This is a genomic window from Aggregatibacter actinomycetemcomitans DSM 8324, from assembly GCF_000372365.1.
GTDB classification, from domain to species: Bacteria; Pseudomonadota; Gammaproteobacteria; order Enterobacterales; family Pasteurellaceae; genus Aggregatibacter; species Aggregatibacter actinomycetemcomitans.
Window position 1 is genome coordinate 106910 of the sequence record NZ_AQUU01000004.1, and the last position, 17625, is coordinate 124534.

The window sequence follows — 17625 nt, forward strand, 5'->3', positions numbered from 1 at the left end:
TTAAAAAGCCAAGGAGAAAAAATATGCGTTTATTAGCCACATTAGTCAGCGTACTTGCGTTAAGCTTAAGCAGTAGTCTTGCTTATGCGAAATTTAAAGTTGTCACTACGTTCACTATTATTCAAGATATGGCACAAAATGTCGCCGGTGATGCGGCAACCGTAGAGTCCATCACCAAGCCCGGAGCAGAAATCCATGATTACGAGCCAACCCCGAAAGATATTGTCAAGGCACAATCTGCCGATTTAGTGTTATGGAATGGTTTGAACCTTGAGCGTTGGTTTGAAAAATTCTTCCAAAACGTCAAAGATAAACCGGCGGTCGTTGTAACCGAAGGCATTGAGCCGATGTCAATTCATGAAGGTCCGTACACCGGCAACCCGAACCCGCATGCCTGGATGTCACCTTCCAATGCGTTAATCTATGTTGAAAATATTAAAAATGCGTTGATTAAATACGATCCGCAAAATAAAGAAACATACGAAAAAAATACCGCACTTTATATCCAAAAAATCAAAGAACTTGATCAACCGTTGCGTGAAAAATTAGCACAAGTGCCGGAAGCACAGCGTTGGTTGGTGACCAGCGAAGGCGCATTCAGTTATTTAGCACGTGATTACGGTTTTAAAGAGGCTTATTTGTGGCCGATTAACGCTGAGCAACAAGGCACGCCGCAACAAGTGCGTAAAGTAATTGAAACCGTCAAAGCCAACAATATTCCGGTCGTATTCAGTGAAAGCACCATCTCCCCGAAACCGGCAAAACAAGTAGCAAAAGAAACCGGTGCAAAATACGGTGGCGTGCTTTATGTTGACTCTCTTTCCGGTGCCAAGGGTCCTGTGCCGACTTATATTGATTTATTAAAAGTGACTGTTTCTACCATTGCTAAAGGATTTGAAAAATAATGTCATCAAATATTGCCTCTATTTGCGTTGAAGACGTAGTCGTTCGTTACAACAATGGTCATACCGCCATTCATGATGTTTCTTTTAAACTAGAAGGCGGTACGACCTGCGCTTTAGTCGGCGTGAACGGGAGCGGTAAGTCAACCCTGTTTAAAAGTCTGATGGGGTTAATTACACCGCAACGAGGTAATATTTCTCTTTGCAATCTCACAATTAAACAAGCCTTAAAACAAAATTTAGTGTCTTATGTGCCACAATCGGAAGACGTGGACTGGCAATTTCCGGTCTCTGTTTACGATGTGGTGCTGATGGGGCGCTATGGTTACATGAACTTCCTGCGCCGTCCGAGTGAAACGGACAAACAAAAGGTGCAGGAAGCCATGCAACGGGTGAACATTGAACACCTTGCCCATCGCCAAATCGGCGAGCTTTCCGGTGGGCAAAAAAAACGGGCATTTCTTGCTCGCGCGCTCGCACAACAAAGTAAGATTATTTTATTGGACGAACCTTTCACCGGCGTAGATGTACAAACGGAAAACGCCATTATTGATTTATTAGGTCAGTTACGCAGTGAAGGGCATTTAATTCTGGTTTCCACGCACAATTTAGGTTCCGTGCCGGATTTTTGTGATCGCGTGGTAATGATTAACCGCACGGTAATCGCTGCAGGTTTGACCGAAACTACTTTTAACCAGCATAACTTGGAATTGGTTTTTGGCGGTGTGTTGCGCCACATTAAGCTATTAGGCGAAGACTTGCATGATGACGAGGACCCACGCGCCGTTACGGTATTAACCGATGATGAGCGGGCAGCGGTATTCTATGGTAAAACTAAAATTGATCCACCGGCACCTACTGTCAGATATACCAAACCGAAGGAAGACGCATAATGTGGGACCTGTTATTAGAACCCTTTTCCTACGATTACATGGTGAAAGCCATTTTAATCAGCTCGGCGGTGGGTGGCATTTGTGCGTTTTTATCCGCTTATTTAATGCTGAAAGGTTGGTCACTGATTGGTGATGCCCTTTCTCATTCCGTCGTACCCGGCGTTGCCATTGCTTATGCCCTCTCCCTGCCCTACGCGCTTGGTGCATTTTTTTCCGGTATCCTCGCCGCCATCGCCATTCTTTGGATAAAATCCATTACCAAACTCCGTGAAGACGCAGTCATCGGCTTTATTTTTACCACTTTCTTTGCCCTTGGCCTACTGATTATTTCCCTTAACCCGACGTCGATTAACGTACAAGACATTATCTTAGGCAACATTCTGGGCATTGCCGATGAAGATATTCTGCAAGTCGGCATTATCATCGGCGTTTGTTTAGTATTACTGCTGATCTTTTGGAAAGATCTTTTGCTGATTTTCTTTGATGAAGTGCACGCCACTTCCGTCGGCTTTTCACCGATTTACTACAAAATCCTGTTTTTCACCTTGCTCAGCGCCTGCGTGGTTGCCGCGTTACAAACCGTCGGTGCCATTTTGGTTATCGCCATGGTTATCACACCGGGCGCAACCGCTTACCTGCTCACCGATCGTTTTAAAACTTTGGTCCTTATTGCCGTAGTTTTAGGCATTTCTTCCAGTTCCGTAGGCGTTTATATAAGCTATTTCTTAGACGGTGCAACAGGTGGCGTTATTGTTTGTATTCAGACCGCTCTTTTCTTGCTGGCATTCATTTTTTCACCGAAGTACGGTTTGCTCCATCAACATAAACCCATCGCACAAGAAGAGGTGCAAAAATGAACGCCATTTATCTTTGGATTACCGAACCTTTCAGCTACCCTTTCATGCAAAACGCGTTAATTACCGCGCTGTTGGTGTCCGTTATTTGTGCTATGCTGTCCTGCTATTTAGTGTTAAAAGGCTGGTCGTTAATGGGCGATGCCATTTCACACGCCGTGTTACCGGGAATTGTGGTCGCATTCTGGTTGGGATTACCGTTAAGTATCGGCGCTTTTATCGCGGGCTTGGTTTGTTCTATTAGTGTGGGCTATTTAAAAGAAAACAGCCGAATTAAAGAAGATACTGCAATGGGTATTGTATTTTCAGGGATGTTTGCCTTAGGGATTGTACTGTTTACCAAAATTGAAACAGAACAACATTTAACCCATATTTTATTCGGTAATTTACTTGGTGTCAGTGATGCCGAGGTTTGGCAAACCTTCTTTATGACTGCGCTGATTTTTCTTGTCATCTTTCTCCGTCGAAAAGATTTCCTACTTTATTGTTTCGATCCCAACCAAACCAAAATTGTTGGTTTATCGCCGCGTCTGCTACATTACAGCTTATTGATTTTACTTGCCTTAACCATCATTAGCGCCATGCAGGTGGTGGGGGTTATTTTAGTAGTCGCCATGCTCATTTCACCGGGTATTACCGCCTTTATTTTAACCAAGCGATTTGATTATATGATCGCCATTGCCCTAATAACTTCAGTCAGCACGAGCATTTTAGGCACGATCATCAGCTATTATATCGACGGCGCAACCGGTCCTTGCATTATCTTGCTACAAGCGACCGCATTTTTGACCGCACTTATTTACAGCAAAATCCGCCTGCGCTTTAATGCAACACTTGAAACGTCGTAAATACTTTACTGCTGAGATAATCTTCCGCAAAAACCTGTTGCACCGTCGCCGTGCGCGGACCATGGTGCAGCCAGTCACTTAACGCCTGAATTTGCACCTCAGAACCGATGGCTACCACTTCCACGGAGCCATCAGCAAGGTTGCGTACAAAGCCCGTCACGCCGATTTTTGTTGCCTGTTGCCAAGTGAAATAACGGAAGCCGACACCCTGCACGCAACCATAAACCAAAAAACGTTTTTTCAGCATTTTCGTCTCCTAAAATCGAATAAAAACAAAAAACCAGCCATTAAATACAATTTTCTATTTGCATTTCCGCGAATTTGGAATAGCATACAGCCAACGCTTTATGCTATAAAGTGTCACTTAATTTTACTCAAAACAGGAGCAAATATGAAATTTCGTTTAGCTGCATTAGCTGCAACACTTTTAGCCAGTACCGCCAGCTTTGCAGGTATGATCACCAGTTCATCCAACATCGACTTCCTCGCCTTTGACGGTCAAAAACCGTCAAAATCCTTATTGAAGGAAGCCCGCAGTTTCAATATTAATGACACCCAAAAGCACCAAGTGGTAGTGCGCGTATCCGAGATTATAAAAACCAGTTCCGACAGCGCCTTACTTGAAACCGATCCAATTGTCGTTACCTTCCAAGGTTCAACACAAGACATCATCATTTCCGCCCCGAAATTATCTAACGAGCGTGATTTCAATGCCTTTAAAAAGGCCCCGGTGATCAGCGTAAAAACCGCTTCCGGCGCGAACATACAAACTCAACAAGAATACTTAAAACAGGAAGGTTTCTTCCCAACCGTTAGCCTGATTAAAGACTTAGGCGAATACAACGCTTCCGGTGCAGCCGCCGCCGTGCCTGCCTTTGCAACCGCTTCAACTGCCACGCCGACCACTACCGTGGTAGCCGGTGGTGCGGCCACAGGTAAAGTAGCAAAAGGCAAAGTCACCTTACAAGGCGAGAATGTTGCCGAGCAAATGCTCCAATACTGGTATCAACAAGCCGACAAAGAAACGCAAACCCGTTTCATTAATTGGGTGAAAAAACAAAAATAAAATTAATTTTAGATACATTTGAAAAGTGAGCTTCCCGCTCACTTTTTGTTTAAGGAGAATTTATGCAAACCACTTATCGTGCGCTACCTAAAAATAAACATATCACGTTAGTGGCACATGATCACTGTAAACAGGACCTCATAAACTGGTGTAAAAACCACCGCACTTTATTGGCAAATCACACCCTGTACGGCACGGGTACGACCGGCAATCTGATTCATCGGGAAACGGGCTTAACGGTAAACAACCTATTGAGCGGTCCGATGGGCGGCGATCAGCAACTAGGCGGATTGATCGCCGAAAACAAAATTGATTTAATGATTTTCTTTTGGGATCCGATGAATGCCGTGCCCCATGATCCGGACGTCAAAGCCTTAATGCGTATCGCAACGGTGTGGAATATTCCGGTAGCCATGAATATCGCCAGTGCAGACTTTTTAGTCACTTCTCCGTTATTTAATGAAACTGCCGACATTCGCATTCCAGATTACCAAGGCTATTTAACCGAGCGACTGAAATAATGAACGGAAATAACGCAACACTTGCACTCGTTTTAAATATTCTGAATTTTGTCCTGGGTGGCTTCGCCGTCACCTTGGCATGGCTTTTGGCCACCGTGATGAGCGCCGTTTTGATCGTCACCTTGCCATACACCCGCAGCTGTTGGGAAATCACCAAAATGACATTCGTGCCTTTCGGCAATGACATTATTCATGTTAAGTATTTAGAACCGAAAAGTGCGGTGGAAAATTCCATCGGATCCGTACTTAACATTGTCTGGTTCATTTTGTTCGGCTGGTGGCTTTGTCTCAGCAATGTGTTTTGCGGTATCTCTCAATGTCTGACCATCATCGGTATTCCGACCGGCTTGGCGCATTTCAAAATCGCCGCCATCGCATTATATCCGGTGGGACAACGCGTGTTGCCGAAAGACACTGCCGCCTTAATCCGCCAACAATTCACCGAACAACAATACAAGCAGTTTTATAAATAAGGTTAAACATGAATCGCTGGTTTAACGCCAAAGTTATTGCGTCCATTCCGATTTTTACCGCTGTAAATCTCGCGGTGCTGGCAATTTGGTATTTTAATATTTCCGAACAAAGCATGCCTTTGGTGCTGGGCATTATTGCCGGCGGATTAGTGGATTTGGATAACCGGTTAACCGGCCGTATTAAAAACGTATTTTACACCCTGCTCGCTTTCTCCGTTTCAACCCTAAGCGTGCAACTGAGCATTGGGCATAACCTGCAATTTATGCTGTTAATGACGCTCATGACCTTTGCCTTCACCATGATCGGCGCTTTGGGGCAGCGTTACAGCACCATCGCTTTCGGCACCTTAGTAGTAGCGTTATACACCACGCTGGCCTATTTGCCCGATACCCTTTGGTACATCAATCCGCTGATGATCCTCTGCGGTACGCTGCTTTATAGCGTCACTACCCTATGCGTGCATTTATTTTTCCCTAATCGCCCGGTGCAGGAAAGCGTTGCCAAATCCTTTTTGGCATTAGCCAATTATCTGGATGCCAAATCCATGTTTTTCGATCCTGATGAAATCGATCAAATCGAAAATAAACACATTGCCATGGCGATGAAAAACAGCGAACTCATCAATGCCTTCAACGGCTCCCGCACCGCACTTTTTTACCGTATTCGCGGGCAACATCGCCACAGCCACACCACCCAAATGATTCGTTATTATTTTGCCGCACAGGACATTCACGAGCGCATCAGTTCCAGCCATTTTAACTATCAAAAATTAGCGGAACATTTAAAAAACACCGATTTAATTTTCCGCATTCAACGTTTATTGGAACTGCAAGCCCAAGCCTGTCGCGACATTGCTTTAAGTTTACAGCGCAATAAAACCTATCACTACGACACTCGGGTAGAAAAAGCCATTCACGGTTTAAACCAATCCTTTGAGTTTTACAGCGCCGCTCATAGGGAAGAAAGCGAAACTCTGCTCAATCTGCAAACCTTACTGGATAACCTGAAAAGCGTGGATTATCAGCTACGCCACATTGATCAGGAAGCGGACAATACGGAACAAACTGAACGGGCACAAATTTACACAGAGCAAATCACCGGGTTAAAAAATATCCTATTGGCAATTCGTAGCCATTGTAGCTTTGAATCCCAACTCTTCCGCCATGCGGTGCGTCTGTCTATTGTAGTGTTTGTTTGTTGTGTAATCGGCGAATTTTTACCGTTAGATCGTGGTTATTGGGTTTTGCTTACTGCCGTGTTCGTCTGCCAGCCGAACTACACCGCCACCAAATTACGTCTCAAACAACGAATTATCGGCACCATTCTCGGTGTGGTTATCGGTTCATTATTGCCATACACCAACCCGACACTGGAATTGCAACTGGGCTTAATTGTGCTGACCAGCACCCTGTTCTTCTTTTTCCGCACCAATAATTACAGTTTCTCCACCTTTTTTATTACTTTACAAGTGATTTTCAGTTTTGATGTCATGGGGTTTGATGTGGAACAGGCGCTTTATTCGCGGGTCATTGATACCCTTATCGGCGCTACGATCTCTTGGTTTGCGGTGTCTTATTTTTGGCCGGACTGGAAATATTTACAACTGGATAAAGTAAGCCGACAGGCAGTAAAAAGCGATGCGCAATATTTGCTTTATGTGGTCAGCCAACTGCAATTCGGCAAAGGGGATAATCTGAAATACCGTATCGTGCGTCGTTACGCCCACGAATATGCGGCGGCGCTAAGTGCCACCATTTCCAATATGAATCATGAACCGAAGAAATATCAGGCGTATTTGCAAACAGGATTCGAGCTGCTAAAAATCAATTATTCTCTGCTCAGTTATATTTCGGCGCTCGGCGCGTATCGCAGTAAAATGAAAAAAATACAGCAAAGCACGGCATTTTTAGCGGAATTTTATCCGGCGGCGAAAAAGATTATTTATATTTTGGAACACCTGGAAAAACTGCCACCGGATATTTTTGAAAAGCTGCACGAGAACATTGAATTACGTTTAAAACAGGTGCAAGTCAATCTAAATACTAACGCCCAACCGGAACAGGTACAATTTAACATTCCGATTCAGCAGTTAAGCATGATCAGCCAAATTCTGCCGTCCCTTTACGGTGCATTTCAGAAAACCGTCTAAACGTCGATTAAAATCAAGATTGCCGCATCACCGCCCCATTCTTTCGGGGCTTGGTGTAAGGCGCGCACTTTAGGGTGTTGCACCAACCAACGGGGAATTTGACGTTTTAAGGTGTAAGTGCCGTAACCGGTCATAATACTTGCGCAATAAATATGTTCTTTCTCACAGGCTTGAATCAGTGCCGCCAATTCCAGCTTTGCTTGCTCGCGGGTTAAGCCGTGCAAATCCAAAAAAATTTCCGGCGAAAAATCCCCGCGCCGCAATTGTTTCAGCAAATGGGAATCCTCATTTTCACGTAAATATTTGACCGCACTTTCGTCGTTCAACAACGGTTCATATTCGTCAGAAAAATAAAATAACGTGTCCCGCTGCTCGCGCACCTCTTTGACCGCTATCTGATTTTTCTTCTTCGTGGCGCGCGGCGGCACGAATCTGTCCTGCTTTAACGGCTTCACACCTTTGATTTCGGCACGGAACAGCGAAATCGCTTCATCATCTAACATTTCGTTTCCTATCTCAAATATGGTATAACTACGCGCAATTCTAACATTGATAAGAGCAAACCATGAACCAAATTACCTTTAATCAGGAATTGATCGACGATATTTATTCCGCCAACGTACATGACGAACTGCACAGTATCAAAGATTTTCTGCGCTGGACCTACAGCACCTTTAATCGCGCCGAATTATTTTACGGGCATGGCTATGACAATGCCTGGGACGAAGCGCACCAGCTGGTGCTTTCCTGCCTTCACCTGCCGCCCGATTTTCCCGCCGAATTATACAATGCCCGCTTAACCGTCGCAGAAAAATTGGAACTCATCCGTTTAGTGATGATTCGTCTTGAAAAACGCCTTCCTATCGCCTATTTAATTCACAGCGCCTGGTTTTGTGGATTGGAATTTTATGTAGACGAACGGGTCATCATCCCGCGCTCGCCGATCGGTGCGCTGATTCAGGATGGCTTTGCCGGCTTGTTGCCAAAAGCGCCGAAACGTATTTTGGATATGTGCACCGGTAGCGGTTGTATCGCTATCGCCTGTGCCGAGCAATTCCCCGAAGCGGATGTGGACGCCGTCGATCTTTCTCTTGATGCGCTGAACGTAGCGGAAATCAACATTGAACGCTACAACCTCAGCCGCCGCGTGTTTCCGATTCAATCGGATTTATTCTCTCAATTATTGGCAGAACAATATGACCTCATCGTCACCAACCCGCCTTATGTGGATTTAGACGATCGCTCAGATATGCCGGAAGAATTTCACTACGAACCGGAAATGGCACTCGGCTCAGGCGACGACGGCTTAACCATCACCAAACAAATCCTGCGCCAAGCGGCAAACTACCTCACCGACGACGGCGTATTGGTATGCGAAGTAGGCAACAGCATGGTGCATTTAATCGAACAATTCCCCAACGTCCCGTTCAATTGGCTTGAACTCAAAAACGGCGGTGTCGGCGTTTTCGCCTTAGCCAAAGCAGAACTCATCGCCCACCAGGCAACTTTTGCTTAAGCGGGATTCATAAAAGTGCGGTCAGCTAAAAAAACGTTTTTCAAACTAGCCGCACTTTTGTTTGTTAAGTATTTAGCTATAAATTCATCTTATCTAACAATATCGTTTGCATTGTACGGGTTATTTATACCACGAAGTAGCAAGTTCATGATTTTGGTCGGGAACATCAAAACAACGTCAACGCCTGCTGCACAATATGATTCGCAGTGAGCTCGTATTCATTCATCAAGAATTCCAAGGATCCCACTTGCCCGTAACGCTCTTTAATGCCGATACGACGCATTGGCACCGGGCAATGTTCCACCAGCACTTCTGCCACGGCGGAACCTAAACCATTTTGGACGCTGTGATTTTCACAGGTGACGATTCTACCGGTGCGTTTGGCACATTGAATCACGCATTCCCGATCAAGCGGTTTGAGGGTGAACATATCCACTACCGTGGCGTCAATGCCCTGCTCTGCCAACATATCCGCCGCTTTCAAGGCCTCCGCCACCATAATGCCGTTGGCGATCAGGGTAATGTCTTTGCCTTCATGCAGGACTTTTGCTTTGCCGATAGTGAAGGTTTCATTTTCATCGTAAATTTTGACCGCACTTTTACGAATGGTGCGCACCCAATAAAAGCCTTTTAACGCCACCAACTGCCGAACGAGATTTTTCATCATGGCGCCGTCGGTGATTTCCAACACCTTGGCATGAGCCAGCCCGCGCACAATGCCCATGTCTTCAAAGGACATATGCGTGCCGCCGTTATACACTGCCGTGACACCCGCGTCGGAGGCGATAACTTTCACGTTCGCCTGTTGATAATCCACCGACATAAACAGCTGATCCAAACAGCGACGGCTGGCAAAGGCGGTAAACGAGTGGAAGAACGGAATGTGCCCGGCAATGGCTAACCCTGCCGCCATGCCCACCACATTGGCTTCCATAATGCCACAGTTAATCACCTGATTCGGCAGATTTTTCTGCACTTTATCCATGGTCATGCAGCTCATTAAATCCGCGTCCAGTTCAATCACCAGCGGATTTTCCCGCATACATTCCTGCAAGGTGCCGGCGTAAATTTTGCGCATTTCCAGCGCATCACGTTCTAATTTAAGCGCCATACTCCGCCTCCAATTCGTCGATTGATAACTGAATTTGCGCGCGGCTTTCGTCATTCAGACGCAAATGGTGATTATTGGCAAGGTTTTCGATATAAGGCACGCCCTGCCCTTTTTTGGAATCCAAAATCACCGCCAACGGTCGGGTCGGCGTAGCGGAAAGCACACGACACAAGGCGTCAATATCATCGCCGTTGACGGTTTCCACCACGAAGCCGAAAGCGGCAAATTTGTCCTGCAAGCTGAACGGATTGATGATGTCCGTCAGGCATCCGTCTAATTGCAATTTGTTGTAATCCACGATGACGCAAAGATTGGTTAAATTGCGATGCGCAATAAACTGAAACGCCTCCCAACATTGACCTTCGTTCAGTTCGCCGTCGCCCACAATACAAAAAGTGCGGTTCGGCATACCGCGTAATTGATGGGACAAGGCGATGCCTGCCGCAATGGAAATGCCCTGCCCGAGCGAACCTGTTGTGGCGTCCACGCCGGGGGTTTTCAAACGGTCGGGGTGACTTGGCAAAAAAGTGCGGTCGGAATTTAAGGTAAAAAGTTGCTCGAGAGGAAAATAGCCTTTTAAGGCGAGAGTGGCATACAGGGCGGGGCCTGCGTGCCCTTTGGATAACACAAAATAATCGCGTTCCTGCCAATGCGGATCTTCAGGTTTGAGGCGCATCACCTTGCCGTATAACACGGCAAGGGTTTCTACGATAGAAAGGCTGCCACCGAAGTGACCAAAGCCTAAATGCACCAGCGATTTTAATGTGTTAAGACGAATTTTCTGAGCAAACCGTTGAAGTTCTGTAGTATCCATCTTATTCACCTATTTTTGCTCTGTTGTTTTTTTCGCAATGTAGTTATAGCCCACCAGCAACAGGAAAACACTCACCACGGAGATTAAAATCATCTCTTTGGAGAAATATTGCGCCATGTAGCCCAGCACAATACCCACACCGCCGAAGTCCGAATCGGAGAAGGTGGTATTGGCAAAACCAAGAGAACCCAAGACCGGCAATAAGAATACCGGCAAGAAGGTAATCAACACGCCGTGTGCAAATGCGCCTAAAATTGCGCCGCGACGACCACCGGTGGCGTTACCGAACACCCCGGCTGTGGCGCCACAGAAAAAGTGCGGTACAACACCGGGCAGAATTAACACCCAGTGTAATTGATTGAGTAACGCCAAGCCGACGATCCCACCCACGAAACTGGCAAGAAAACCAATTAACACCGCATTCGGTGCGTACGGGAAGACGATCGGGCAATCCAGCGCAGGTTTGGCATCCGGCACGAGCTTCTCGGAAATCCCGGTAAATGCCGGCACGATTTCAGCCAAAATCAAACGCACCCCTTGCAAGATGATGAACACGCCAGCTGCGAAGGTAATGGCTTGAATCGCCGCATACACCAAATAATGTTGTCCGTTACTGAAATGCGCCGTCACATATTCACTGCCGGAAGCGATGGCAAGAATGAAATAAATCGCCATCATGGTCAGTGAAATGGAAATGGAACTGTCACGCAGGAAGCTTAGATTTTTCGGCAAATCCATTTCTTCCGTGGATTTGGATCCTTTACCCACCGCCTGACCGATGGCGCCGGAAAGCACATAACCCAAAGTACCGAAATGCCCGAAACCCACATCATTACTACCTGTGATTTTCTTCATATAAAAATGCGCCAACGCCGGGAAAAACGCCATAATCAAGCCTAAAGTCAGGGATCCGGCAACAATCAATTCCATGCCTTCCAAACCGGCAACGGTTAAAATCACCGCAATCATACACGCCATATAAAAGGTGTGGTGACCGGTTAAGAAAATGAATTTTAAGCGGGTAAAACGCGCGACCAAAATATTCGCCACCATGCCGAACGCCATAATCAGTGCCGTCGCCGTGCCGTATTTTTCTACCGCCATGGACACAATGGCTTCATTATTCGGGATAATCCCCTGCACGTTAAAGCCATGTTCAAACATCCCGCCCAACGGCGTCAACGAACCCACCAACACGCCGGCACCGCCACCCAGCACGATAAAGCCTAAATGGTTTTAATCGTTCCCTTCACCACATCGGGGAAGGATTTCTTTTGCACCAACAAGCCGACCAACGCAATGAGACCGACCAGAATGGAAGGCACTTTTAAAATGTCTAAAATAAAGAAAAGTATAGAATCCATCACTATGCTCCTTTAACTACCGATTAAAATACGCTGCCAATTTTTCTTCAAATTCACCGACACTCACGATATTTTTCACCACCACGATTTTCTCCACCGGAATGGAACTGCTCTCGGCAATATCGCTCGCCATAATAAACACATCCGCATCATTCACCGTCACCGACGCCAAATCCGTATGATTCACCTCGGCATCAATCCCCAATTTAGCGAGCGCCTTTTTGGCATTCATTTCCATCATAAAACTGCTCCCTAAACCGGAACCGCAAACAGCCATAATTTTCATAATTTTCTCCTTTTTGAGGTTAATTGATTCAGCAACTGAGATGCAGTCTATGACGGAACAGCAGGGGGATCAATGCACAGGTTTGAAAACTGTGATCAGGACGACATTTTGAGAAAGGCTTCCGAAGGTATAAGAACAGGAATGACATCTGATGGTTCAAGCGTCCACGCTTGGACCGGATAAGCACTAGCGCGGACGCTTGCGCTATCATAGGGGATAAAGTACATATTTATTCCTTATCTGGGTTTACTATATTTTTATATCTCACAATTAATTCCCCATACTCTTTATTTTTTCCAAAAGCAGATAAAGAAAAGTTTTTTAATATATGAAAAATAATATTATCCTCATACTTTAATTCAGCTTTTACAGATTTCCCTTCCTTGACATATCCCAAATTTAACCCCATAAACTTTTTATATATTATAGGACAATTTTCCTGTTTACTTTGGATAATTTCCTTTAAAAACATTTCACGATCATAGCTATCAATATCATCAGGAATTAATTCACCACTCTTAAGAGCATCAAATAGATAACTTTCTCCCTTAAAAACTAAATCGTATAAAGCTTCTTTCTCTACCCTACTCACTTGATGTATAAATTCAAGTTCTAGATCTATAAAATTTACGTGCTCCAAAAATGAGAACCTATTAATATATTCAATATAATTCCTATAAGAGTCATCTCTATTAGATAGATGATAAGACAATACAACTAATAATTTATTAGATATAAAACTTCTCAATAAACTTGAATAATTATTTTTATTATTTAACTCACCATTTTCATAAATGAATTTCAAAATCCTATATAGAAGTAAAAAGTAACTATTAACTTCAGAATAAATTTTAGATTTTTCTTGAATCTCAATTTTATTTCTTAGTGAATCCATACTTCCATAATTTGATATAATTTTATCGTAGATTTCATCTATTACCTCTTGCCCAATAGTATTCAACTTCAAATTATGCTGTTCCAACATCATAAAGAAAGTTCGTTCAAACTCTTGCTTTTTTTGTTCTTGTTTTGTTGTATGCAACTGATATACAACACCTAAAAATGCTAATGCAGAAAATATCCCACCAATATAGCTTCCAAAATCATTCCACTTTGCACTATTATCGGAAATATCATAGTTCCGGAAATTCCAAACATACATACCAAAAGCAATGATTACTAATACCCCAGCAGTAATAATGATCCAGTTCTTTTTTAAATTGTTCATATTAATTCCTTAAGTTAATTATATTTTCTAAAAACATCTTAAAAAACAACCGCACTTTTTCACATTAACATGCAAAACGTGGTTATTTCCTTTCCCCTTGATAGCGCACGCTTCATAGCGTGTGCTTTTAACTTATTGATATTACAGGCACGCGTTAGGAAACGCGCGCCATCAAAAAATACCTTGACGGTTGCGTCCACATTTAGACCAATGCAAACACAAACGTGAACGCTTGCGCTATCATGGGAGCAAAAACGTGGTTATTTCCCTTCCGCCAGATTTTTCTTTTCCTCCAATTCTTCCCAGCGCATAAATGCCGTTTCCAGTTCGGTTTCGGTGTCTGCCAGCGCTTTCAATTTGGCATCAGTGATGTCGTGGGATTGTTGGAAAAAATTCGGGTCGGCGATTTCGCTTTGAAGTGCGGTGATTTTTTCTTCTAAATCTTCCAGCAATTGCGGCAGCTGTTCCAATTCGCGTTGTTCTTTATAGGAAAGTTTGACGGTTTTCGGTTTGTTGGAAACGTTTTTATTTTCCACCGCACTTTCTTCTTTTTTCGGCTCGATTTTTTTATTTTTAACCGCGCCTTGTTCGGCTTTTTGTGCAAAATAATTGGCTTGCTGCTGTTTGGCGTCGAAGAAGCCGCCGACGTATTTATTCAGCACGCCGTTGCCTTCAAAGATGTAGCATTCGGTGGCGGTATTATCAATAAATTGACGATCGTGACTGACGATAAGCAAGGTGCCTTGATAATCCGTGAGAATTTCTTCCAACAATTCCAAGGTTTCTACGTCCAAGTCATTAGTCGGCTCATCCAGAATGAGCAAATTATTGGGTTTTAACAATAATTTCGCCAATAACAGACGGTTACGTTCGCCGCCTGAAAGGGCTTTAACCGGGGTCATGGCACGTTTCGGCGGGAATAGGAAATCCTGCAAGTAGCCCAACACATGACGTTTTACGCCGTTGACTTCCACATCCTGTTTGCCGTCGGCGACGTTATCTATCACCGATTTTTCCGGGTCGAGATCAGCGCGGTATTGGTCAAAATAGGCAATGTCCAATTTTGTGCCGCAGCGAATAGAACCGCTTGTGGGCTGAATCTCGCCGAGCAACAATTTAATAAAGGTGGTTTTGCCGCAGCCGTTCGGACCGACAAGGGCGATTTTGTCGCCACGTAAAATGGTGGTACTGAAATCCTTGAGAAGTTGCTTGCCGTCGATGTCGTAGCTGACATTTTCCATTTCAAATACGATTTTGCCCGAGCGGCTGGACGTGTCTAATTGCAATTTTGCCGTGCCTAATACGTCGCGGAGTTGGCTGCGTTCTTCCCGCATAGCTTTTAAGGCGCGCACACGTCCTTCATTACGGGTGCGGCGGGCTTTGATACCTTGGCGAATCCACACTTCTTCCTGCGCTAAGCGTTTGTCGAATAAGTCGTTTTGTAAGGCTTCCACCCGCAGATTTTCTTCTTTGGTAGTGAGATATAAATCATAATCGCCGGGATAAGAAACCAATTTGCCGCGATCCAAATCCACAATGCGGGTCGCCATTTTGCGAATAAAGGAACGGTCGTGGGAAATAAAGACTATGCTGCCGCTGAATTCCATCAAGAAATTTTCCAGCCATTCGATAGCATCAACGTCTAGGTGGTTGGTAGGCTCATCCAATAACAAGACATCAGGATTACACACCAACGCACGCGCCAAAGCGGCTTTGCGCAACCAACCGCCGGATAAATCGGCGAGTTTGGTATTCGGATTAAGTTCCAGTTTTGCCAGCACTTCGTTAATTTTATTTTCAAATTGCCAGCCATTGGCATGTTCTAATTTGGCTTGAATTTGCGCAAGCTGATTGAGCACCTGCTCGCTGTAATTTTGCTCCAATTGCACGGAAATATGATGATATTCCTTCAATAAATCCGCCAGATGCTCAATGCCCTCCGCCACATAATCAAACACATTGCCTTCCGCATGACGCGGCGGATCCTGCTCCAAACGGGACACCACCAAGTCTTTTTCATATTGCACTTTGCCGTCGTCCATCACCACATCGCCGGCAATAATTTTGAGCAAGGTGGATTTCCCCGCCCCATTACGCCCCACTAAACAAACGCGTTCGTTCGGTTCAATATGTAAATCCGCATGATCCAATAAAGGCGCATCACTGAAAGAAAGATATCCGTTGGTTAAGCTGATGAGTGCCACAAAAAAGTCCTATAAAAATAAAGAAAAAAATAACCGCACTTTTAAAGCTGCTGATACACCTTGAGCGCGTACGCATCGGACATACCGGCGATGTAATCGCAAATGACGCGCTTCTTGCCCGATTCTTCCGCTTTCAACCAGCGGTTGGCGGTGTTGGTGGGGAACAGGCGTTGCGGATCCGATTCAAAAATTTGGAACATTTCCGTCAAAATGCGTTGACCTTTATATTCCACGCGCTGGGTTTCCACATTATTGATGACATACTTCAACACGAATTTTTTGAACACGTTGAGTACGTCCACCACTTCTTGCGGTAATTCGGCGTTATAACGCAACAGCGGATCGCTGAATTCCGGCTGAATTTTCCAACGTACGTTGGTGATGAAATAGTTGACCAAGGCGCCGATGGCATTTTTGCGTAAGTAATGTTGATCGGAAAACAGTTTTTCGCTGATGTGTTCGATATGTTGACGCATCCACTCCGATTGGCTATTTTTCAGTGCGTTCAGCGCTTCTTGCCATTGCTGCACATTCACCACGCCCACCACGATAGCATCTTCCAAATCGTGCACGCCGTAGGCGATGTCGTCTGCCAGCTCCATAATGCTGCAATCCAAGGATTTAAAGCGGGTCTTTAAAATCTCTTTGGGATTTGACCGCACTTTTTGTAGCGCGCCGAACAACGTGCGGTCGCTTTCGGAAAGCGGTTCCAGCAACCAATCGAACATGGCAATGTCATCACGAAACAGCCCTTTGCCCGGTCGCCAATCGGCGATTTTCACATAACGGGGATCGCTGTGTTGGGTTTCGTCTAACTGCGCATACTGTGCGGAGGACACATCCAAAATGGTAGGATATTTTACGATACCAAGGATCGTACGTCGGGCTAAATTCATGCCGGCGTTCGGCGTATAAGGCTCAAGTTTGGTGAGCAGGCGGAAGGTTTGTGCATTGCCCTCAAAGCCGCCGTTGTTACGCATCATATAGTTGAGCGCCACTTCGCCACCATGCCCGAAAGGCGGATGACCGATGTCGTGAGCAAAACATAAACTTTCAATCAGATCATTAGAAGGCAACAACGGAATCAGCTGTTTTTGCAGTTCGCTTTTTTCTACGGAAAGCTGGTGTGCCACGGCATTGAAGGCTTCGGCAAATTTCATTTGCGCTACAAGGCTGCTGCCGATTTGCGCCACTTCCAGCGAATGGGTCAAACGAGTGCGATAAAAATCATTTTCGCCCACCGCGTGAATTTGGGTTTTTGCCTGTAAACAACGAAAGGCGGCGGAATGGAGAATGCGTCCGCGATCTCGACGGAACGGCGGACGGTGGTCTTTTTCCCGTGGTTTATCGTCAATAAAACGTTGCTGCCAACGGGGATTAATCTGATTTTTCATG

17 protein-coding genes and 1 pseudogene are annotated in these 17625 nt (G+C 45.1%); 9 read left to right on the forward strand and 9 right to left on the reverse strand.

Translation table 11 applies throughout. From position 1 onward, the window contains the following. Positions 1 to 23: 23 nt before the first annotated feature. From afeA to afeD, 4 genes are read left to right on the forward strand one after another with little or no spacing between them, the layout of a single operon-like run. Entirely contained in the window at positions 24 to 905 is an 882-nt protein-coding gene (afeA, locus tag A3CS_RS0103335; RefSeq protein ID WP_005547951.1) for an iron ABC transporter substrate-binding protein AfeA, read from the forward strand. Further along, the gene (afeB, locus tag A3CS_RS0103340; protein WP_005547952.1) at positions 905 to 1795 is read left to right on the forward strand and encodes an ironABC transporter ATP-binding protein AfeB; all 891 of its coding nucleotides are present in this window, start codon (positions 905 to 907) and stop codon (positions 1793 to 1795) included. The genes afeA and afeB overlap by 1 nt, the downstream gene beginning before the upstream one ends. Beyond that, entirely contained in the window at positions 1795 to 2652 is an 858-nt protein-coding gene (gene afeC, locus A3CS_RS0103345; protein WP_005540332.1) for an iron ABC transporter permease subunit AfeC, read from the forward strand. Before afeB ends, afeC begins: the two co-directional genes overlap by 1 nt. Then, a complete protein-coding gene (gene afeD / locus A3CS_RS0103350; protein ID WP_005540335.1) occupies positions 2649 to 3497 on the forward strand; it encodes an iron ABC transporter permease subunit AfeD in 849 nt (282 codons plus the stop codon). Before afeC ends, afeD begins: the two co-directional genes overlap by 4 nt. On the opposite strand, the gene A3CS_RS0103355 is transcribed toward afeD, so the two are convergent. Then, the gene (locus tag A3CS_RS0103355; protein ID WP_005540337.1) at positions 3472 to 3744 is read right to left on the reverse strand and encodes an acylphosphatase; all 273 of its coding nucleotides are present in this window, start codon (positions 3742 to 3744) and stop codon (positions 3472 to 3474) included. The two genes, afeD and A3CS_RS0103355, sit on opposite strands and share 26 nt — an antisense overlap. 144 nt (positions 3745 to 3888) lie before the next feature. Between A3CS_RS0103355 and A3CS_RS0103360 the strand changes: the two genes are divergently transcribed. The 4 genes from A3CS_RS0103360 (at position 3889) to yccS (ending at position 7707) form a co-directional block, all read left to right on the forward strand. Continuing rightward, positions 3889 to 4563 (forward strand): curli polymerization inhibitor CsgI-related protein, encoded by a 675-nt coding sequence (locus A3CS_RS0103360; protein ID WP_005547953.1) that lies wholly within the window; start codon positions 3889 to 3891, stop codon positions 4561 to 4563. A gap of 62 nt (positions 4564 to 4625) precedes the next feature. Next, positions 4626 to 5084: a methylglyoxal synthase gene (mgsA, locus tag A3CS_RS0103365; protein ID WP_005547954.1), complete on the forward strand. Its 459-nt coding sequence runs from the start codon at positions 4626 to 4628 to the stop codon at positions 5082 to 5084. Beyond that, on the forward strand, positions 5084 to 5557 hold the full coding sequence (locus A3CS_RS0103370) for a YccF domain-containing protein (RefSeq protein WP_005540343.1): 474 nt from the start codon (positions 5084 to 5086) through the stop codon (positions 5555 to 5557). Before mgsA ends, A3CS_RS0103370 begins: the two co-directional genes overlap by 1 nt. An 8-nt stretch (positions 5558 to 5565) precedes the next feature. Beyond that, positions 5566 to 7707 (forward strand): YccS family putative transporter, encoded by a 2142-nt coding sequence (gene yccS / locus A3CS_RS0103375; RefSeq protein ID WP_019518239.1) that lies wholly within the window; start codon positions 5566 to 5568, stop codon positions 7705 to 7707. Here the strand turns inward: yccS and smrB are convergent. Then, the gene (smrB, locus tag A3CS_RS0103380; protein WP_005567535.1) at positions 7704 to 8210 is read right to left on the reverse strand and encodes an endonuclease SmrB; all 507 of its coding nucleotides are present in this window, start codon (positions 8208 to 8210) and stop codon (positions 7704 to 7706) included. The genes yccS and smrB overlap by 4 nt on opposite strands. A 62-nt stretch (positions 8211 to 8272) precedes the next feature. On the opposite strand from smrB, the gene prmB reads away from it, so the two are divergent. Further along, positions 8273 to 9223, forward strand: a complete 951-nt coding sequence (gene prmB, locus A3CS_RS0103385) for a 50S ribosomal protein L3 N(5)-glutamine methyltransferase (RefSeq protein ID WP_005547958.1) — start codon at positions 8273 to 8275, stop codon at positions 9221 to 9223. Positions 9224 to 9389: 166 nt separating this feature from the next. On the opposite strand, the gene A3CS_RS0103390 is transcribed toward prmB, so the two are convergent. The 7 genes and pseudogenes from A3CS_RS0103390 to A3CS_RS0103430 form a co-directional block, all read right to left on the reverse strand. Then, positions 9390 to 10334: a transketolase family protein gene (locus tag A3CS_RS0103390; RefSeq protein WP_005547960.1), complete on the reverse strand. Its 945-nt coding sequence runs from the start codon at positions 10332 to 10334 to the stop codon at positions 9390 to 9392. Beyond that, positions 10324 to 11148: a transketolase gene (locus A3CS_RS0103395; protein ID WP_005574092.1), complete on the reverse strand. Its 825-nt coding sequence runs from the start codon at positions 11146 to 11148 to the stop codon at positions 10324 to 10326. The genes A3CS_RS0103390 and A3CS_RS0103395 overlap by 11 nt, the downstream gene beginning before the upstream one ends. 9 nt (positions 11149 to 11157) lie before the next feature. Beyond that, a pseudogene (locus A3CS_RS0103400) lies at positions 11158 to 12512 on the reverse strand (PTS ascorbate transporter subunit IIC). 16 nt (positions 12513 to 12528) lie between these two features. Next, positions 12529 to 12798, reverse strand: a complete 270-nt coding sequence (locus A3CS_RS0103410; RefSeq protein ID WP_005547968.1) for a PTS sugar transporter subunit IIB — start codon at positions 12796 to 12798, stop codon at positions 12529 to 12531. A gap of 229 nt (positions 12799 to 13027) precedes the next feature. Further along, positions 13028 to 14026: a putative phage abortive infection protein gene (locus A3CS_RS0103420; RefSeq protein ID WP_005547969.1), complete on the reverse strand. Its 999-nt coding sequence runs from the start codon at positions 14024 to 14026 to the stop codon at positions 13028 to 13030. A 260-nt stretch (positions 14027 to 14286) separates the two neighbouring features. Next, the gene (locus A3CS_RS0103425; protein ID WP_005547971.1) at positions 14287 to 16230 is read right to left on the reverse strand and encodes an ABC transporter ATP-binding protein; all 1944 of its coding nucleotides are present in this window, start codon (positions 16228 to 16230) and stop codon (positions 14287 to 14289) included. Positions 16231 to 16271: 41 nt separating this feature from the next. Next, complete coding sequence (locus A3CS_RS0103430; protein ID WP_005547973.1) at positions 16272 to 17624, reverse strand: anti-phage deoxyguanosine triphosphatase; 1353 nt, start codon at positions 17622 to 17624, stop codon at positions 16272 to 16274. Position 17625 lies beyond the last annotated feature (1 nt).

What these genes read in the sequence shown, in the direction of transcription:
- afeA (WP_005547951.1), top strand. Translation starts at nt 24, where the DNA reads ATGCGTTTATTAGCCACATTAGTCAGCGTACTTGCGTTAAGCTTAAGC.
- afeB (WP_005547952.1), top strand. Translation starts at nt 905, where the DNA reads ATGTCATCAAATATTGCCTCTATTTGCGTTGAAGACGTAGTCGTTCGT.
- afeC (WP_005540332.1), top strand. Translation starts at nt 1,795, where the DNA reads ATGTGGGACCTGTTATTAGAACCCTTTTCCTACGATTACATGGTGAAA.
- afeD (WP_005540335.1), top strand. Translation starts at nt 2,649, where the DNA reads ATGAACGCCATTTATCTTTGGATTACCGAACCTTTCAGCTACCCTTTC.
- A3CS_RS0103355 (WP_005540337.1), bottom strand. Translation starts at nt 3,744, where the DNA reads ATGCTGAAAAAACGTTTTTTGGTTTATGGTTGCGTGCAGGGTGTCGGC.
- A3CS_RS0103360 (WP_005547953.1), top strand. Translation starts at nt 3,889, where the DNA reads ATGAAATTTCGTTTAGCTGCATTAGCTGCAACACTTTTAGCCAGTACC.
- mgsA (WP_005547954.1), top strand. Translation starts at nt 4,626, where the DNA reads ATGCAAACCACTTATCGTGCGCTACCTAAAAATAAACATATCACGTTA.
- A3CS_RS0103370 (WP_005540343.1), top strand. Translation starts at nt 5,084, where the DNA reads ATGAACGGAAATAACGCAACACTTGCACTCGTTTTAAATATTCTGAAT.
- yccS (WP_019518239.1), top strand. Translation starts at nt 5,566, where the DNA reads ATGAATCGCTGGTTTAACGCCAAAGTTATTGCGTCCATTCCGATTTTT.
- smrB (WP_005567535.1), bottom strand. Translation starts at nt 8,210, where the DNA reads ATGTTAGATGATGAAGCGATTTCGCTGTTCCGTGCCGAAATCAAAGGT.
- prmB (WP_005547958.1), top strand. Translation starts at nt 8,273, where the DNA reads ATGAACCAAATTACCTTTAATCAGGAATTGATCGACGATATTTATTCC.
- A3CS_RS0103390 (WP_005547960.1), bottom strand. Translation starts at nt 10,334, where the DNA reads ATGGCGCTTAAATTAGAACGTGATGCGCTGGAAATGCGCAAAATTTAC.
- A3CS_RS0103395 (WP_005574092.1), bottom strand. Translation starts at nt 11,148, where the DNA reads ATGGATACTACAGAACTTCAACGGTTTGCTCAGAAAATTCGTCTTAAC.
- A3CS_RS0103410 (WP_005547968.1), bottom strand. Translation starts at nt 12,798, where the DNA reads ATGAAAATTATGGCTGTTTGCGGTTCCGGTTTAGGGAGCAGTTTTATG.
- A3CS_RS0103420 (WP_005547969.1), bottom strand. Translation starts at nt 14,026, where the DNA reads ATGAACAATTTAAAAAAGAACTGGATCATTATTACTGCTGGGGTATTA.
- A3CS_RS0103430 (WP_005547973.1), bottom strand. Translation starts at nt 17,624, where the DNA reads ATGAAAAATCAGATTAATCCCCGTTGGCAGCAACGTTTTATTGACGAT.